At 65.9% G+C, this 18,090-nt stretch carries 14 protein-coding genes; 13 read left to right on the top strand and 1 reads right to left on the bottom strand.

Annotated features, from left to right (window positions below; genetic code table 11):
* Positions 1 to 141: 141 nt before the first annotated feature.
* On the bottom strand, positions 142 to 996 hold the full coding sequence (locus ACPTTC_RS30930; protein ID WP_423395226.1) for an alpha/beta fold hydrolase: 855 nt from the start codon (positions 994 to 996) through the stop codon (positions 142 to 144).
* Positions 997 to 1,104: 108 nt separating this feature from the next.
* Here ACPTTC_RS30930 and ACPTTC_RS30925 point away from each other — a divergent pair, with 108 nt between their 5' ends.
* The 13 genes from ACPTTC_RS30925 (at position 1,105) to ACPTTC_RS30865 (ending at position 18,087) form a co-directional block, all read left to right on the top strand.
* Positions 1,105 to 1,635 carry a MarR family winged helix-turn-helix transcriptional regulator gene (locus tag ACPTTC_RS30925; protein ID WP_423395225.1) on the top strand — a complete coding sequence of 177 codons (531 nt, stop codon included), beginning with the start codon at positions 1,105 to 1,107 and terminating at the stop codon, positions 1,633 to 1,635.
* Between the two features lie 97 nt (positions 1,636 to 1,732).
* On the top strand, positions 1,733 to 2,689 hold the full coding sequence (locus ACPTTC_RS30920) for a LysR substrate-binding domain-containing protein (protein ID WP_423395224.1): 957 nt from the start codon (positions 1,733 to 1,735) through the stop codon (positions 2,687 to 2,689).
* Positions 2,690 to 2,897: 208 nt separating this feature from the next.
* Positions 2,898 to 3,827 (top strand): TauD/TfdA family dioxygenase, encoded by a 930-nt coding sequence (locus tag ACPTTC_RS30915; RefSeq protein ID WP_423395223.1) that lies wholly within the window; start codon positions 2,898 to 2,900, stop codon positions 3,825 to 3,827.
* A complete protein-coding gene (locus tag ACPTTC_RS30910) occupies positions 3,824 to 5,299 on the top strand; it encodes an AMP-binding protein (RefSeq protein ID WP_423395222.1) in 1,476 nt (491 codons plus the stop codon). The genes ACPTTC_RS30915 and ACPTTC_RS30910 overlap by 4 nt, the downstream gene beginning before the upstream one ends.
* A gap of 13 nt (positions 5,300 to 5,312) precedes the next feature.
* A complete protein-coding gene (locus tag ACPTTC_RS30905) occupies positions 5,313 to 5,939 on the top strand; it encodes a thermostable hemolysin (protein WP_423395221.1) in 627 nt (208 codons plus the stop codon).
* Between the two features lie 57 nt (positions 5,940 to 5,996).
* Positions 5,997 to 7,187 carry a multidrug effflux MFS transporter gene (locus ACPTTC_RS30900; RefSeq protein ID WP_423395220.1) on the top strand — a complete coding sequence of 397 codons (1,191 nt, stop codon included), beginning with the start codon at positions 5,997 to 5,999 and terminating at the stop codon, positions 7,185 to 7,187.
* On the top strand, positions 7,184 to 7,618 hold the full coding sequence (locus ACPTTC_RS30895; protein WP_175954429.1) for a DoxX family membrane protein: 435 nt from the start codon (positions 7,184 to 7,186) through the stop codon (positions 7,616 to 7,618). Before ACPTTC_RS30900 ends, ACPTTC_RS30895 begins: the two co-directional genes overlap by 4 nt.
* Positions 7,619 to 7,784: 166 nt before the next feature.
* Positions 7,785 to 8,882: an efflux RND transporter periplasmic adaptor subunit gene (locus ACPTTC_RS30890; RefSeq protein WP_413227066.1), complete on the top strand. Its 1,098-nt coding sequence runs from the start codon at positions 7,785 to 7,787 to the stop codon at positions 8,880 to 8,882.
* Entirely contained in the window at positions 8,879 to 11,965 is a 3,087-nt protein-coding gene (locus tag ACPTTC_RS30885; protein ID WP_423395219.1) for an efflux RND transporter permease subunit, read from the top strand. Before ACPTTC_RS30890 ends, ACPTTC_RS30885 begins: the two co-directional genes overlap by 4 nt.
* Before the next feature lie 47 nt (positions 11,966 to 12,012).
* Positions 12,013 to 13,494, top strand: a complete 1,482-nt coding sequence (locus tag ACPTTC_RS30880) for an efflux transporter outer membrane subunit (RefSeq protein ID WP_423395218.1) — start codon at positions 12,013 to 12,015, stop codon at positions 13,492 to 13,494.
* Between the two features lie 415 nt (positions 13,495 to 13,909).
* Positions 13,910 to 14,719, top strand: a complete 810-nt coding sequence (gene fabI / locus ACPTTC_RS30875; RefSeq protein ID WP_423395217.1) for an enoyl-ACP reductase FabI — start codon at positions 13,910 to 13,912, stop codon at positions 14,717 to 14,719.
* A 61-nt stretch (positions 14,720 to 14,780) separates the two neighbouring features.
* On the top strand, positions 14,781 to 17,129 hold the full coding sequence (locus ACPTTC_RS30870) for a DUF3141 domain-containing protein (protein ID WP_423395216.1): 2,349 nt from the start codon (positions 14,781 to 14,783) through the stop codon (positions 17,127 to 17,129).
* A 19-nt stretch (positions 17,130 to 17,148) separates the two neighbouring features.
* Entirely contained in the window at positions 17,149 to 18,087 is a 939-nt protein-coding gene (locus tag ACPTTC_RS30865; RefSeq protein WP_423395215.1) for a phosphate acetyltransferase, read from the top strand.
* The last annotated feature ends 3 nt before the right edge of the window (positions 18,088 to 18,090 follow it).

Below are 18,090 nucleotides of genomic sequence, written 5' to 3'. Positions count from 1 at the left end.
GCGGGCGTCATGCACGGGAGACCATGCGGATTCCTTCCGGGTGGCTGGGAACGAGCGGTACGCATTGCATGCAAACGGTCATCCAGTCACGGCACTGGACGTGGCGGGATGTCAGCCGGAGTGGCGAAGTCGCCGCCGGTGTTACGCGCCCCGGCAATAATCCGAATAGGGTGCAACGTGGGCTGCATCCAGTTCGTTGTGATCCGACAGAAAGCGCAGGAGCGTCCAGTTGAATGTCCTGGCGCAGTCGAGATTCGGATGATGCCCGCTTCCCGGCAGCGCACTGAATCGTGCGCCCGGGATCATCGCGGCAAGCCGCTGTCCCTCGATCGCCGGGTGAACGCCATCGTCGTCGCTTTGCAGGACCAGTGTCTCGCTGCGGACGAGATTCAAGCGTCTGCGCACGTCGTGGTTCGCGATTCCCTCGCAAAGGCGCGCCAGGAAGGCCGAATCCGTTCCTGCCGCATGGGCATGGCCGATCTGATAGGCGATCTCTCCATCTTCCGTTTGAGCAAACTCGGCGCTCACCATTAACGGCCACATTTCCTCGAACCAGCGAGTCGCGCCGTCGCCGCGCTGGAACCCTGCCTTCCAGAGCTCGAACCGGCGCGCGACATCGTCGGCCACCAGGTTCGAGAATCCGTTGCAGATGACCAGCTTGCCAACCCGTGACGGGGCGTCGATCGCCACCGATAGCGCAATGGCGCCACCGAGTGACAGGCCAACCAGGTTCGCGCTTTCCAGCCCGAGATGATCCAGCAGACATTCCAGGCCGCTGGCGAATGCTGGAATATCCAGCATGCGATCCGGACAGGACGACGCGCCGTGGCCGGGAAGGTCCGGCACGATCACGCGAAAACCCGCCTGACGCAGGAACGACATCTGGCGCGCCCACGCGCGCCCGCAACTGCCTAAATCGTGAATCAACAAAACGGGCGTGCCACTGCCGACATCCGCGTAGTAGAGATCGTGGTCTCCGAATGATAGTTTTGTCATGGGTCTGCTCCGTTGTCGCGCCCAACATGCGCTCTCGCGATTATCTTAATATTGAGATATATTGATGACAAGCGCTCATCGAGAGCCCCTTCAAATGCGAGGACATTCATGATGGCGTGGGCCAAGGAGGATCATGTCGATCGGGTTGTGGCTCAATGGCGCCACGAACGCCCCGAGCTCGACGTCGCGTCGATGGAAATTTTCGGCCGGCTCGCGCGGCTGGCGAAGCACTGCGAGAAAGCGCGTACGGAGGCGCTTTCGCCGTTTGGATTCAAGGAAGGCGAATTCGACGTGCTGGCGACGCTTCGACGTGCCGGCAAGCCTTACGAGCTGTCGCCGACGCAACTTTACCGCTCGCTCATGATCACGTCCGGAGCGATCACGAACCGATTGATGCGCCTGGAGCAGGCTGACCTCGTCGAGCGTGTACCGAATCCACAGGATGGCCGAAGCCTCACCGTGCGGTTGACGCCAGCAGGCCTTGAGTTGATCGACCGGGCGGTGCATGTGCACGTGGATACGCAGAATCTGCTGCTCGGCGGACTCGATGTCGATGACCGTACCATGCTCGCGGCGCTCTTGAAGCAGGCGCTGCTCGCGTTGCCGGGAGAGGAACTGCCACAGGACGAGGCTGGCTAGGCGTGACGGGAAAGGGCGATCGATGATCGCCGGAGTATCGCCGGGGCGTCGAGGGGAACCGGGAAAACGTCCAATGACAACAACAACGAGGAAAATCGTGCTCAACAGTAACGTATTGCGCCAGCTCGACTTACAAGACGTGATGGTGTTTCTGTGTCTGTACGAACACAAAAGCGCACGCCGCACCGCCGAGGTCATGAGCATCAGCCAGCCCACCGTCAGCTATTGCCTGAAGCGGTTGCGCAATTGCTTTCACGACGTGCTCTTCGATGTCGATCACGGCAGCCTCGTAGCGACGCCCAAGGCCGAGGCTATCGAGCCTTATCTGCGCAACGTGATCGACGCGGTGAATCACTGCGCCGACATGGATGACGACCAGGTGGTCGCGACGGCGCGCCGCGTGATGCGTGTATGTGCGCCGGAGTACTTCGAGCTGCTGCTGCTGCCGGGCGTGCTCGAGTCGTTCATGAAGCGTGGCCGCGAAACCTCGCTGATCGTCGATCGCCTCGGCCGCGAATTGCCGGTGGAACGGCTGCTGGCCGGAGAAATCGATTTCGCGATCGGCTTCGGCCCTGGCTATCACCGGCTGCATCCCGACCTGCAATGGGAATCGGTTCTTTCCGACACCTTCGTGTGCCTGACCGCGTCGCGCAAGCTCGCGCAGTCGACGCGCGTCTCGCTCGACGAATTCTGCGACATGGACCACGTGTTCCCGACGCCGTGGGTCTCCGAGCGCAACATGATCGACGGCTGGCTCGAAAAGCTCGGCCGCTCGCGCAGCATCGTCGCGCGCGCCAACACGTATCAGGCCTGCCTGAACATCGTTGCGCGGCTGCCGGTTGCTCTGACGTTGCCGCGGCGCCTGATCCCGTACCTGTCGATTCCGGCGACCGTGCAGATCTGCGAAGTGCCGCTTGGCTTCCCGACCTTTACGCTGGACGTGATCTGGTCGACGCCGATGGAGAGGAACCCCGACATCCGCACCATGCGCACCCTGTTCAAGGATCTCGCGAGCGCCAACGCGCTCGAGCCGGGGGAATTGCCGCGCGCGTAGCCGCAACTTGCCCGCACTGGCCGGCGATCGCCGCCGTCCGGTTTATTGCCGGTGGGGAAGCAAAACCGGGCTTCCTTGCAAGACCCTAAACAAAATTTACATCCACCATTTAATTTTTAAAACGGTGTGCCCAGCCGTGTCGGTAGATTGGTCAGTGTTCGACGAAGCAGTGCTTCGAACGCAAAACTAACCACTCTGAGAGGCAACCATGATGGATGTTGTTGACGTAGTCACTGCGCAGGTTCAGCACAAACCATTGCCGCGTTTCGGCTTCGAGTTGATCGAAAGCCTCGAGCCCGGTCAAAAGGCGATCGACCTTGTCGATACCGACGGGTTGTACGAGCAGCTCGCCCATTCGGGTGTCGTCATCTATCGCAATTTCGCGGATACGCTCGAGGATTTCAATCACTTCGTCAGCCAGCATTCGGCGCGCGTCACGTTCGATCCGGCACGCAAGACCTCGACGGAAAACACCGCGGAAATCGATGCCGGCGAGCTCGAAATGGGCCTGCACCGTGAGAACGGCAACCTGCCGTTCACGCCCGACCTGCAATGGTTCTACTGCCTCGAGCCGGCTCGCGTCGGCTCCGAGACGACGATCTGCGACGGGCAGCGCGTGCTGCACGAACTGACGCCGGCCGTGCGTCGCCTGTTCGAGCAACGCCAGATCAAGTATTCGCGCCGCATTCCCTGGCCGAACGTACAACGCTTCCTGAGCGTCGAGCTGCAGGTGCCGGCGCACGAAGTGAACGACTCGCATCTCGAGGTCGTCAACCAGCGCGTTCGAGGCCAGCACTATCGCCGTCTCGACCCGTTTCTCGTGTCGTCCGAGCGTGTGACCGATGCGATCATCACCAGCTGCTTCTCCGGCCGTCGTGCGTTCTGCAATTCGCTCCTCGGGCCGAGCGTGAACTACGAGCCGCCGCTGATCACGTGGGCCGACGGCACCGACATCGATTTCGAGGTGTGGGACGAAATCAAGGACGTGACCGCCCGTTATACGTACGACCTGTTCTGGAACAAGGGCGACATCGTCGTGATCGACAACAGCCGCGTGATGCACGGCCGCCGCCGTCTCGCGGACACGGGGCGCCGCATCTTCGGTGCGCAAAGCTATCGCAAGGGAGCCATTGCATGATCAGCGCACTCATCGAACGTCATTTCGCTGAAGCGCCGAACCGCGTGGTCGTGCGCGAGATGGAAGGCCGCGAATACTCGCTGGACGAACTGCGCGCGGACGTCGCGCGCATCGCGGCGACGCTGCAGGATGTCTATGGCGATTGCAGCGGCCTCGTCTTCGGGATCGCCGCCCGCTCCAGCTACACGTGGGTGGCGACGATGCTCGCGATCTTCCGCGTGAAGGCCGTGCTGCTGCCGGTGCCGATCGAATTCTCCGACGAGCAGATCGGCAGCCTGCTGCACAAGGCAACCGCGATCTTCACGCAGGACGCGCACACGGCCGCGCGGATCGGCGCGATCCTGCCCGGCATCGCATGCATCGACGCCGCGAGCGAGCGCGGTGCGTGGCCGGCGGCGGGCGCAGCCACCGGCGAGCGGATCGAGCCGGGCATCTGCGGGATCATCCATACGTCCGGTACGACGTCGAAGCCGAAGGGCGTGAAGATCCGCGACGAGGCCGTCGGCCTGCTCGTGACGAATGTGCTCAAGCGTGTGCCGGCCGGCCCGCTCGACTACCTGTCGATCGTGCCGATGAGCCTGCTGATCGAACAGGTGCTCGGCGTGTTCCTGCCGGTGCTGTCAGGCGGCTCGCTGACGCTGATGCCCGCGAACTACGCCGAGTACGGCGCACGCAGCGGCAATGCGCGCGACTACCTGGACCTGATCGCCCGCGTCGATCCGAACTTCCTGTACCTGCCGCCGAAGCTGCTCGAGGAGGCCGACGCATTGCTGGAGTCGACCGGCACGACGCAACTGTTCGGCCGCCGCAATCCGCACATCATCACGGGCGGCGCGAAGATTCCGGCCACCGTGCTCGAATCGCTGGACAAGCGCGGCGTCCAGGTCTACGAGGCCTACGGACTCAGCGAGAACAGCTCGATCATCTCGCTGAACTACCCGGGGCAGCGCCGCATCGGCTCGGCCGGGACGCTGCTCGACGGGATCGTGCCGGTGATCGTCGACGGCGAGCTGCGCGTGCGCACCCCGACGCTCTGCGCGGGCTACTACAACTCGGACGATACGTCGTGCGAGCTCACCGACGGCTACCTGCACACCGGCGACATCGCCGAGATCGTCGACGGCTTCCTGTACATCACCGGTCGCAAGAAGCACGTGATCATCCTGTCGACGGCGCGCAACATCTCGCCGGAGTGGGTGGAGACGGTCTACAAGGAAAGTGCGCTGATCGACGACATCGTGGTGTTCGGCGAAGGGCGCGAAGAGCCGGCGGCGATCGTGCTGTCCACGCACGACGAAGCGGCGGTGCGCGACGAGATGGCGCGGCTCGAGCCGCGGCTCGCGGATTTCGCGCGCGTGCGGCGTGTCCGGGTCGTGACGGACATCGAGCGTTTCCGCAAGGATTACTACACGGTCACCGGGCGGCCGCGCCGTCAGCTGATCGAGCGCGATCATGCGGCGTCACTGTACTGACCGGGAGCCGACCGTGCACATCGTACGAAGCTTTCATCCGGGCCAGGACGCCTATCGCGAGATGCAGCTCGCGGTCTCGCAGCATTACTACCAGGCGCACGGTGCGCGTCCGGAGCCTCGCCCGGACCAGTTCTGGTGCCTGACCGACCGCGCGATGACGTTGCCCGGCTACGCGTGCCTGGGGCTCAGCTGGGGCGACAGCGCCCCGCTGTTCTCCGAGCACTACCTCGACGAATCGCTGACGAGCCTTTACGGGCTGTCGCGTGCGGAGCTGGTCGAGCTCGGGCAGTTCTCGTCGTTCGGCTCGAAGGGCGCCGGGCGCTACCTGATCGCGAACGTGTTCCGCACGCTGGCCCAGCATCACTACCGGTACGTGCTGATGACGGCGACGGAGCGGGTGCGTCACATCGTGCAGTCGCTGCAAATCACCTATGACGATCTCGGCCGCGCCTGCGTGAGCCGGGTACGCGACAGGCACGTCGACTGGGGTACGTACTACGACAACTCGCCGCGCGTCATCATGGTGAAGATCGGCGAAATGGCCCGGCGCAACGATTTGCCGAAGTGGAGTCCGTTCGACGATCCGCCGTCGGCCCGCATGCCGCCGAGGCAGGTTGAATTCACCGCAAACGGTCACTGATCCCGACGGGCCGCACGCATTCGCGTCGGCCTGTCCCGTCATTTCAGGAACGTCCCCATGTCCGACTCAAAAAGATACGAAAACTTCCTCGTGTTCCTGGCGCCGCTGATCAACAGCGTCGGCGGGATCGCGATCGACCTCTACGCGCCGAGCATCCCGGCCATCGGTCGAGAACTCAACGTCATGCCGAGCATGATGCAGAACACGATCACGATCACGCTCGTGTTCTATGCGATCGGCCAGCTCGCGTTCGGCGTGCTGGCCGACTGGTTGGGCCGGCGCCCGTCGGTGCTGTTCGGCCTCGCGCTGTTCATCGCCGGCAGCGCGCTCGCGGTGGCCGCGCCGTCGTTCGAGGTGCTGATGGCGGCACGCGCGATCCAGGGCTTCGCGATCGGGTCGTGCCAGGTCGTCGCGCGCGCCGTGCTGGTCGACCGGCTGAAGGGCGACCGCTTCCGCGTCGCGATCGTCTACCTCAGCCTGGCGTTCGGGCTCGGCCCCGTGATCGCGCCGTATATCGGCGGACACGTGCAGGAGTGGGCCGGCTGGCGCTGGAACTTCGTCGTCTACTGCGGCTACGGGCTCGTCGTGCTGTCGTTCGCTTTCGCGGGCCTGCGCGAGACGCTGCGACCGGAGTTGCGGCGCACGCCGCGGCAAACCATCGCGGGTTATCGCGAGATCCTGTCCGATTCCCACTTCCAGTCGGCGGTCGCGATGCTCGGGATGAGCTTCTCGGCATTCCTGATGTGGAACGTGATCGGGCCGTACATCGTGCAGTTCCGCCTCGGGCATTCGGCGTCGTATTTCGGTTCGACCGCGCTCGGCGTCGGGCTGTGCTACCTGTGCGGCACGACGCTGAACCGGAGCCTGATCCGGCGCTACAGCGGCGAGCAGCTGATGCGCGGCGGCATCGTGACCTTTGCGCTCGGGGTGGCCTGCGTGGCGTCGAGCGGCGGCGAGCTGATCCTGGTGACCGCGCTCGGCGGGATCATGCTGATTGCGTTTGCGCAGGGCTTCATCTTCTCCAACGCGATGGCGCGCTCGATGGCCCTGTTCCCGGGCCGCGCGGGCGCCGCCGCGAGCCTGCAGGGGTGCCTGATGCTTGCGCTCGGCTCCATCGTGTCGGGGGTCGTCAGCGCGCTGCCCATGGAGACGAATGCGGCGATTGCCGTCATGTTCGCGTGTTTGCTGGGCGTGACCATGATCGGTTTCCGGCAGCTGCATCGCCTGCATCCGCAGGTGGCGCGATGAAGACCGCCGTCGCACTCGTGCTGCGGCTCGTACTCGGCGCGTTCTGGATCTGGGCCGGCTTGACGAAGCTCTTCGGGCACTTCGATGCGGGGCCATTCCTGACGGCCGCCGTCTCGCGATCCACGGCGGCGCCCGAAGCCGTGCGGCTCGCGCTGGCCAGCGCGATCGGACACGTCGCGCTGCCGCACGTCGTCGCGGTCAACCTGGCCGTGCCCTGGCTCGAACTGGCGGCAGGGCTGTCGATCCTGCTCGGCATCGCAACCGCGTGGGGCGTTGCCGGCGCCGCCGCGATGTCGGTGCTGTTCCTCATGTGCGGGGCGGTCAGTACCAATCCGTTGCTGCTGTTCGGCGCCGTCCTGTTGGCGATGTCACACCCGTATGCGCGCGCATGGACCCTTCATGCGTCGCGATCGCCGGCCACGACGATCTGACCTCGTGGCGGGTGTCTTTTCACCGCATGTCCCGTTCGTTCGGGGCATGCGGTTTTTTTTCGTGTCAGGCATGCGAAATATTTAAACAGGGATTCAAAAAATTGACATCCGGGGCAGGCCGCTCCCCACACACTGATGTCATGACTGATTGATTGGGGAGATATCGGTGAGACGCTCAATGTTTTTTACCGCGGGCGCGTTGATCGTCCTGTTCGGCGCGTTGTTCCTGTGGCGCACGGAACGTGTGTCGGCCGCCGATCGGCCTGCGTCGCCGCCGGCGCCGTTGCCGGTCGAAACCATCGTCGTGAATCCGCAGGCGACGGCGCCGACGCTCGACGCGGTCGGTTCGCTCGAAGCGGTCCGGCAGGTGACCATCGCGCCGGAAGTCGCGGGCCGCATCGTCGGCATCCAGTTCGTCGCGGGTTCGCGCGTGAGTGCCGGGCAACCGCTCGTGCAGCTTTACGACGCGCCCGAGCAGGCGAAGCTCGCCGGGCTGCAGGCGAAGGCCGACTATACGCGCCGGCAGTTCGCACGCGCCGAGCAGCTCGTGCCGAACGGGGCCGAGCCGAAGGCGACATTCGACGCCCGCCGCTACGAGCTCGACGCCGCGCGCGCCGATATCCGCGAGACCCAGGCGGTCATTACGCAGAAGTCGATCCGCGCGCCGTTTTCCGGCGTGATCGGCTTGCGCCGCGTGAACCTCGGGCAGTACCTGAACCCGGGCGACGCGATCGCGACGCTCACGGATCTCGACGTGTTGCACGCGAACTTCACGGTGCCGCAGAAAGCGTTGAGCCGCGTGGCGCTCGGCCAGACCGTGCGCGTGACGACAGATGCGTATCCGGGCCGCACGTTCGAAGGGCGCGTGACCGCGATCGAGCCGCAGGTCGGCGACGAGACCCGCAACATCACCGTGCAGGCCACGGTGGCCAATACCGACCAGTTGCTGCGCCCGGGAATGTATATCGACGCGCATCTGGCGCTGCCGGGTCGCGACGCGGTGATCAGCGTGCCGGATACCGCGGTGCAGACCTCGCAGGCGGGCGACACCGTGGTGGTGGTCGAACAGCGCGACGCGCACGGCGTCGGCGTGGCACGCGTGCGCCAGGTGCGGGCCGGCGCGCGCGAGCGTGGCCGCATCGTCATCGACGACGGGCTGCGCGCCGGCGACGTGGTCGTGACGACCGGGCAGTTGCGCGTCGCGCCGGGCGCGAAGGTGCAGGCGCTGGCCGATGCGTCCACGCAACGGGAGACGGTGCGATGAGCCAGACCACGCAAGGCGCGCGCTTCACCGACATCTTCGTGCGGCGGCCGGTGCTGGCGCTCGTCTGCAGCCTGCTGATCCTGCTGGTGGGCCTGCGCTCGCTCGGCGCGCTGCCGGTGCGCCAGTATCCGATGCTGGAGAGCGCGACGATCAGCGTCGAGACGGCCTATCCCGGTGCGTCGCAGGCGTTGATGCAGGGTTTCGTGACGACGCCGATCGCACAGTCGATCGCGACGGCGGACGGCATCGAGTATCTGACCTCCACGTCGACGCAGGGCAAGAGCGTCGTGAAGGCGCGGCTGCGCCTGAATGCGAACGCCGACCGCGCGATGACGGAAATCATGGCGAAGGTGCAGGAGGTCAAGTACAAGATGCCCGAGGGCGCGTACGACTCGGTGATCACCAAGCTGACCGATGCGCCCACGGCCGTCATGTACCTGGGCTTTTCGAGCGATACGTTGTCGATCCCCGAGATCACCGATTACGTGGTGCGGGTGGCGCAGCCGCTGGTCACCACGGTGCCGGGCGTCGCGTCGGCTGAAATCGTCGGTGGGCAGAACCTCGCGATGCGGGTCTGGCTCGACGCGTCGCGGCTCGCCGCGCACGGGCTGTCGGCCGCCGATGTCGCGGCCGCGCTGAAGGCGAACAACGTGCAGGCCGCACCGGGCCAGTTGAAGGGCGCGCTGACCGTTGCCGACATTTCCGCGAACACCGACCTGACCGACGTCGGCGCGTTCGGCAACCTCGTCGTGAAATCGGAGGCGAGCGGCAGTTTCGTGCGGTTGCGCGACGTCGCGACGATCGAGCTGGGCGGCCAGCAATACAACGCGAGCGCGCTGATGAACGGGCACCGCGCCGTCAACATCGCGATCAACGCGACGCCGTCGGGCAACCCGCTCGATATCGTGCGCGGCGTGCAGGCACTGTTGCCGACGATGGAGCGCAGCAAGCCGGCCAGCATCAGGATCGGCGATGTGTTCGACGTCGCGCGCTTCGTCAACGCGTCGATCGACGAAGTGCGCGAGACGATCATCGAGGCGATCGCGATCGTCGTGGTCGTGATCTTCCTGTTCCTCGGCTCGTTTCGCGCGGTCGTGATCCCGGTCGTGACGATTCCGCTCGCCCTCGTCGGCTCCGCCGCGCTGATGCTGGCCGCGGGCTTCTCGCTGAACCTGCTCACGCTGCTCGCGATGGTGCTGGCGATCGGGCTGGTCGTCGACGACGCGATCGTCGTCGTCGAGAACATTCACCGGCACATCGAATCGGGGGAGCCGCCGGCGCGCGCGGCGTTGCTCGGCGCGCGCGAGATCGCGTCGCCGGTGATCGTGATGACCATCACGCTCGTTGCGGTGTATGCGCCGATCGGGCTGATGGGCGGGCTCACCGGCTCGTTGTTCCGCGAATTCGCTTTCACGCTTGCAGGGGCGGTGTGCGTGTCCGCGGTGATCGCGTTGACGCTTTCGCCGATGCTGAGCTCGCTGCTGCTCGACAGCCGGATGTCGGAGGGCCGCGTCGCGCGGGCGATCGAACACACGCTGTCGCGCGTCACGCACGGCTACCGGCGCCTGCTGCACGCGAGCCTCGCCGCGCGGCCGGCGGTGCTGGTGTTCGGCGCGGGCGTGCTGCTGGGCATCGGCGTGCTGTTCAGCGGCGTGAAGCGGGAACTGGCGCCGCAGGAGGACCAGGGCTCGATCATGCTGCAGGTGAAGGCGCCGCAGTATGCGAACCTCGACTACCTCGAACGCTACGCGCCGCAGATCGAGAAGGTGTTCCGCTCGCTGCCTGAAGCCGACACGAGCTTCGTGCTGAACGGTGTCGGCGGGGCCAATCTCGGCTTTGCCGGCGTGAACCTCGTCGACTGGTCGAAGCGCACACGCGGTGCGGCCGACCTGCAGGCGCTCGTGCAGGCGCGCACGAACGCGATCGCCGGCGACCAGGTGTTCACGTTCCTGCTGCCGTCGCTGCCTGCGTCGAGCGGCGGCCTGCCGATCCAGATGGTGCTGCGCGCGCCCGCGGACTTCAAGGACATTTTCGCGACGATGGACAAACTGAAGGCCGCCGCCTCGAAGAGCGGCCTGTTCGCGGTGGTCGACAGCGATCTGACATTCGACAGCCGCGCGGTCGGCGTGACGATCGACCGCAACCAGGCGAATGCGCTCGGCGTGACGATGAAGGACATCGCCGATACGCTCGCCGTGCTCGTGGGCGAGAACTACGTGAACCGCTTCGACCACAACGGCCGCTCGTACGACGTGATTCCGCAGGTCGCGCGCGCGGAGCGCCTGTCGTCGGAGATGCTCGATCGCTACTACGTGAAAACGCGCGGCGGCAAGATGGTGGCGCTTTCGACCGTCGTGCGCGTGTCGAACGGCAGCCAGGCGAACGCCCTCACGCAGTTCAATCAGTTGAATTCGGCGACGCTGTCGGCGGTGGCCGCGCCCGGCGTGACGATGGGGCAAGCGGTCGAGTTCCTGCAGAAGCAGCCGCTGCCGGCCGGCTACGACATCGACTGGCTCGGCGAATCGCGGCAATACGTGCAGGAGGGCAATCGGCTGACCGTCACGTTCGTGTTCGCGCTCGTCGTCATCTTCCTGGTGCTCGCCGCGCAGTTCGAGAGCCTGCGCGATCCGCTGGTGATCCTCGTGTCGGTGCCGCTGTCGGTGTGCGGCGCGCTGGTGCCGCTGTACCTCGGCTTCGCGACGCTGAACATCTATACCCAGATCGGGCTCGTGACGCTGATCGGCCTGATTTCGAAGCACGGGATCCTGATGGTGAGCTTCGCGAACGAACTGCAACGCACGCAGCACCTCGACCGGCGCGCGGCGATCGAGCACGCGGCCGCGGTACGGCTGCGGCCGATCCTGATGACGACGGCCGCGATGGTCGCCGGGCTCGTGCCGCTGATTTTCGCGCGCGGCGCGGGGGCGGCCAGCCGCTTCGCGATCGGGATCACGGTCTCCACCGGCATGCTGGTCGGGACGCTGTTCACGCTGTTCGTGCTGCCGACCGTGTACACGCTGATCGCGAAGCGCCATCGCGAGGCGGCGACCAGCGAGCGCGCTCGCGTGCTGGAGGCCGTATGAACGTGCAATCTGAAACGCGTGCCGCGGCGGCGCGCCACGGGAGCAACATGAGTCGAATTCGCATCGCGGCTGTGGCGGCGGCCGCGCTCTTCGCCACGGGCTGCACGATGGCGCCGCACTACACGCGGCCCGACGCACCCGTCGCGCAGGCGTACCCTGCCGGCGGCGTCTATGCGACGCAGCCGGGCGCCGCAGCGGGTGCACGCAGCGCGAACGGCCAGGCGGCGACCGTCATCGGCTGGCGCGATTTCTTCGCCGATCCGCGCCTGCAGCGGCTGATCGAGATCGCGCTGACGAACAATCGCGACCTGCGCGTGTCGGTGCTGAACGTCGAGGCGGCACGCGCGCAGTACCAGATCACGCGCGCGGGGCTGTTCCCGACGCTTGACGGCATGGGGACGGGAAACATCCAGCGCTATCCGCAGGGTGTTTCTCCGACGGAGCAGGCCACGATCACCCGGACCTACAACGTCGGGCTTTCCGCGTCGTGGGAACTCGACCTGTTCGGCCGCGTGCAGAGCTTGAAGGACCAGGCGCTTGCACAATACCTGTCGACTGCCTACGCACGGCAGGCGTCGGAAATCTCGCTGGTGTCGCAGGTGGCCGATCAATACCTGACGCTGCTGTCGACCGACGATCTGCTGAAGGTCACGGAGAACACGCTGAAGACGGCGCAGGACTCGTACAACCTGACGAAGCTGCAGTTCGACAACGGCACGGGCACCGAACTCGACCTGCGCCAGGCGCAGACGGTGGTCGAGACGGCGCTCGCGAACCAGCAGCAGCAGGCGCGTGCGCGTGCGCAGGCGCTGAACTATCTGGTGCTGCTGATCGGCGAGCCGCTGCCGGACGATCTGCCGGCGGGCCTGCCGCTCGATGCGCAGAACCTGCTCCCGGACGTGCCGGCAGGCCTGCCGTCGGATCTGCTGACGCGTCGCCCGGACGTGATGCAGGCCGAGCAGGCGCTGCTGGCCGCGAACGCGAACATCGGGGCGGCGCGCGCCGCGTTCTTCCCGAAGATCTCGCTGACGGCCGCGTTCGGCACGGCAAGCCCGACGCTGGGCGGCCTGTTCAAGGCCGGCACGGCGGCGTGGTCGTTCGCGCCGACCGTCGCGCTGCCGATCTTCGAGGGCGGCTCGAACATCGCGAACCTCGATCTCGCGCACGTGCAGAAGCGCATCGAGATCGCGAACTACGAGAAGACGATCCAGGCGGCGTTCCGCGATGTGGCTGACGGGTTGGCCGCACGCGGCACGTACGACCAGCAGATCGCGGCGCTGGAGCGCAACGCGCACGCGCAGCAGCGCCGCTTCGACCTGTCGGACCTGCGCTACAAGAGCGGTGCCGACAGCTATCTGTCGGTGTTGACCGCTCAAACCGACCTGTACAACGCGCAGCAGTCGCTGATCAATGCGCGTCTGGCGCGCTGGACCAACCTGGTCAACCTGTACCGTGCGCTGGGGGGCGGATGGATCCAGCGTAGCGGCGAGACGCCGCGTCCGGCAGATCAGCCGATCGCATCCCGATAGGTGGGGATGTCCTGGTGCGCGGCGCGGCCGGCCCGGCCAGTACCTTGTGACATGGAATCGGATCGTGCGTTGGGCAGCCAACCGGTCATGAAATCGACGAACGCGGGGCGGCGCAGTCATGCCGCTCGCGTTCGTTTCTTTTTTATGGCGAGAACGGCGATGACTGGATTGCTGCCTGCAGAAGCAACACGCGCTTGCATACACGATTGAATGACATATCGATGAAACGCGCACTTATGGATCGAAACATTTCAGCGTAATTATCTGATTCAAAAGCGATTTTGATAAAAATCAAAAACATGTCGCGCGAATGATCAGATGGTTTGAAACCCTCAATACAATGATTCTCCGCATAAAGGCCAACCGGCCTTGACGCAGCTTCGTCCGGTGAAAAAATTCGACCCGAGGTTTCGCGATGACGAATCACGACGTGCGCGAGTCGCGCGTGTCTTGCAATGGCTTGCAGCCCCTTGAAGGCAAACGGGGAATCGTCGTCGGCCTGGCGAACGAGCAGAGCATCGCGTGGGGATGTGCGCGCGCATTTCACGCAGCGGGTGCCGAGCTGGCCGTGACCTGGCAATCCGACCGCGCGCTGCCGTACGTCGAGCCGCTGCTGGAACAGCTGAAGCCGGCGATTGCGTTGCCTCTCGACGTGAGCCGGACCGACCAGATGCGCGAGGCGTTCGACGCGATCGGCGAGCAGTGGGGCGGCCTCGACTTTCTGCTGCATGCCGTTGCCTATGCACCGAAGGCCGATCTGCACGGGCGGGTCGTCGACAGTTCGCCGGAAGGGTTCGCACTCGCGATGGATACCTCCTGCCACTCGTTCATCAGGATGGCCAAGCTTGCCGAGCCGTTGATGGCCTCCGGCGGCAGCCTGATGGCGATGACCTACATCGGCGCCGACCGGGTCATCGACGAGTACGGCGTGATGGGGCCGGTCAAGGCGGCGCTGGAGGCCTCCGTTCGCTACCTGGCCGTCGAACTGGGGTCGGCAGGCATTCGGGTGAACGCCGTGTCGCCCGGTGCATTGCCCACGCGCGCGGCCTCCGGGCTGCCGAACTTCGATCACCTGCTCGACGACACCGCACGACGTGCGCCATTGCGCCGGGCGCTCGACATCGACGACGTCGGCGCGCTGTGCACCTTTCTCGCCAGCGATGCCGCCCGCGCGATGACCGGCGGCGTTCACTACATCGACGCCGGGATGCACGTGCTCGGCTGACGCGAGACGGCCGCTCCCGGCATGCGTCGCGATTCACCTTGCCCTTCTGGAGAACAGTGTTATGGATGCTGCCACGCAACTGGCGCGCAGTGACGAGATCGCCGCGGAAATTGTCCACGTCCTGCATAAGCGCACGCGGCACGCGCTGGAACAGTACGGGAAACGGTTGGGTGAAGCACTCGACGGCAGCGACAGCCCCAGCCACGACCCGGGCGCCGCCCCCGTTGGCACGCTGTTCTCGCCGCTGAGCGCATGGCATTACGCGGTCGACGCCGTCCAGCGCTCGCTGCTGTTCTGGGACACGCTGCGCGAGCGCGGCACGCAATACGTCGAGCGCGCGGCCCAGGGGCTCAAGCCGGTGCTGCATTTCGACTACGACGTCGTGCTCGACGGGCGGCAGTTCGAGCGGCCCGTCAATTACGCGCTCGTTCACATCCAGCCGCCGGACGGCGTGATCGTCGACGCCGCGAAACGGCCTTACCTGATCATCGATCCGCGCGCGGGGCACGGCCCCGGAATCGGCGGCTTCAAGGACGATTCGCAAGTCGGCGTTGCGTTGCGCGCGGGGCATCCGGTGTACTTCGTCGTGTTCTTCCAGGAGCCCGAGCCCGGCCAGACGCTGCTCGACGTGTGTGCGGCGGAACAGGCGTTCGTCCGGAAAGTGCGGGAACTGCATCCGGACAGCCTCAAGCCGGCCATCGTCGGCAATTGCCAGGGCGGCTGGGCCGCGATGATGCTCGCGAGTTCGTCGGCCGACGATACGGGCCCGATCGTCATCAACGGCGCCCCGATGTCGTACTGGAGCGGCGCGTGGAGCGAGGGGCCCGGCGACAATCCGATGCGCTATGCGGGCGGCCTGCTCGGCGGCACCTGGCTCGCATCGTTCTCGTCGGACCTCGGCAACGGCAAGTTCGACGGCGCGTATCTCGTGCAGAACTTCGAGAACCTGAACCCGGCGAATACGTTGTGGGACAAGTATTACCACGTGTACGACAACATCGACACCGAGCCGCCGCGCTTCCTCGAGTTCGAGCGCTGGTGGGGCGGCTACTACCTGATGAACCGCGAAGAGATCGAATGGATCACGCGCAACCTGTTCATCGGCAACAAGCTCTGGTCCGGCGAGGTGCGGGACGGGGCGGGCAAGGCGTTCGACCTGCGCGAGATCCGCTCGCCGATCATCCTGTTCGCGTCGATGGGCGACAACATCACGCCGCCGCAGCAGGCGTTCAACTGGGTCGCGGACATCTACGGCAGCACGGAGGAGATCAAGTCGCGCGGGCAGGTCATCATCGGGTTGATGGAGGAGGATGTCGGGCATCTCGGCATCTTCGTGTCGGGCAAGGTCGCGAAGAAGGAGCACGCACAGATCGTCAGCGTGCTGGATGCCGTCGAAACGCTGCCGCCGGGCCTCTATGCGATGTCGATCGAAGAGGTGAAAGGCGCCGACGGAAAGGTCGCGTACGACGTCACCTTCGCCGAGCACCGTCTCGAAGAGATCGCGCAACACTTCAACCGCTTCGGGCGCAAGGACGAACAGGCGTTCGCGGCCGTCGCCGAGCTGTCCGAATTCACGCAGCGCGCCTATGAACTGTTCATGCAGCCGTTCGTGCAGCAGGCATCGAGCGAGACCACGGCACAACTGTTGCGCGATTTTCATCCGCTGCGCTTTCAGCGCTGGGCGTTTTCGGACCTGAATCCGTGGCTGCGCTGGCTGAAGCCGGCCGCCGACACGGTCAAGGCGAACCGCCAGCCGTCCGACGATATCGAGCCGTGGCGCAGGCTCGAGCGTCGCGGCTCGGACGTCATCAGCGCGTCGCTCGACTATTTCCGCGCGATCCGCGATGCGGGCACCGAGGCGCTGTTCTTCACGTTGTACACGCAGCCGTTCATGCTGCGTTTCGCGGAGCAGTATCGCGACCGTCACGCTGCTACGCCGGTGGCGAAGGATCCCCGCGACCTGCCGTTCGTGAAGGAGGCGCTCGCGTCGATCGACCGCGGCGGCTACACCGAAGCGGTGGCGCGCGCAGCGTTCCTGCTCGAGCGCAGCGGCGAACCGTTTCCGCTGGCGCAGCTTGCGACCGAGCGCGAGCTCGCCGAAACCTACGCCGACTACCTTCCGGACCTGCCGCCCGACCAGTGGCGGCGCATCTACGGCGAGCAGGAGATCATCGCGACGTATGCGTCGCAACAGGCCGTCGCCACGCTGCCGGCCCTGCTTGCCCGGCCGGAGGATCGCGGGCGGCTGCTGACGTTGCTGGACAAGCTGCTGGGCGATCCGCGCGTGCAAAGCGCGGCGGTGAGCGAGCAACAGTGGGCGGCCCTGCAACGCATCCGCGCGGTGCTGGGCGCGCCGCCCGCGAAGCGGCCGGCCAAGGGGCCGGTCGCGGCCCTCGATCGTGTGCAGTGACGGACAGCAAGGAATCGCAATGGAAACCCGACACGAGAAGTATCACCGCCTGATCGAACACTGCCAGGCGCTGGCGCCGATGCCGACGGCCGTCGTGCATCCGTGCGATCGAAGCTCGCTCGAGGGGGCGCTCGAGGCGGCGCGCAAGCGGCTGATCGCACCGATTCTGGTCGGCCCGCGCGCACGGATCGAAGCGACCGCCGCGCAGTGCGGGCTGTCGATCGCCGATCACGAGATCGTCGATGCGCCGTACAGCGAGGCGTCGGCGGCCGCCGCGGTGCGGCTCGTTCGCGACGGGCGGGCGGCCGCGCTGATGAAGGGCAGCCTGCATACCGACGAGCTCATGGCCGAAGTGGTGCGTCACGATGCCGGGTTGCGCACGGGCCGGCGCATCAGCCATTGCTTCGTCATGGACGTGCCCGCGCACGCCGATCCGCTGATCGTGACCGACGCGGCGATCAATATCGCGCCGACGCTCGAGGAAAAGGTCGACATCCTGCAGAACGCGATCGATCTTGCGCATGCGCTGGCATTTCCGCAGGTGTTCGTGGCGATCCTGTCGGCGATGGAGACGGTCAACCCGAAAGTGCCGTCGACGCTCGAAGCCGCCGCGCTGTGCAAGATGGTGGACCGGCGGCAGATTACCGGCGCGCTCGTCGACGGCCCCCTTGCGCTCGACAACGCGATCGACCCCGAGGCCGCGCGCATCAAGCAGATCGATTCGCCGGTGGCCGGGCATGCGAACGTGCTGATGGTGCCGGACCTCGAAGCGGGCAACATGCTCGCCAAGAGCCTGTCGTTCCTCGCGGGCGCGGACGCGGCGGGGATCGTGCTCGGCGCGCGCGTGCCGATCATCCTGACGAGTCGCGCCGATTCGTTGATCACCCGGCTGGCTTCATGCGCGGTCGCGATGCTCGTCGCGAATGCACAGCGCGAAGCGGCCGCGCGCGCGGAGTGACGC

Source organism: Burkholderia mycopellens (assembly GCF_964265025.1).
Taxonomy (GTDB): domain Bacteria; phylum Pseudomonadota; class Gammaproteobacteria; order Burkholderiales; family Burkholderiaceae; genus Burkholderia.
The sequence above is the reverse complement of the archived record's forward strand: the minus strand, read 5'-3'. Positions and strand labels throughout refer to the sequence as shown.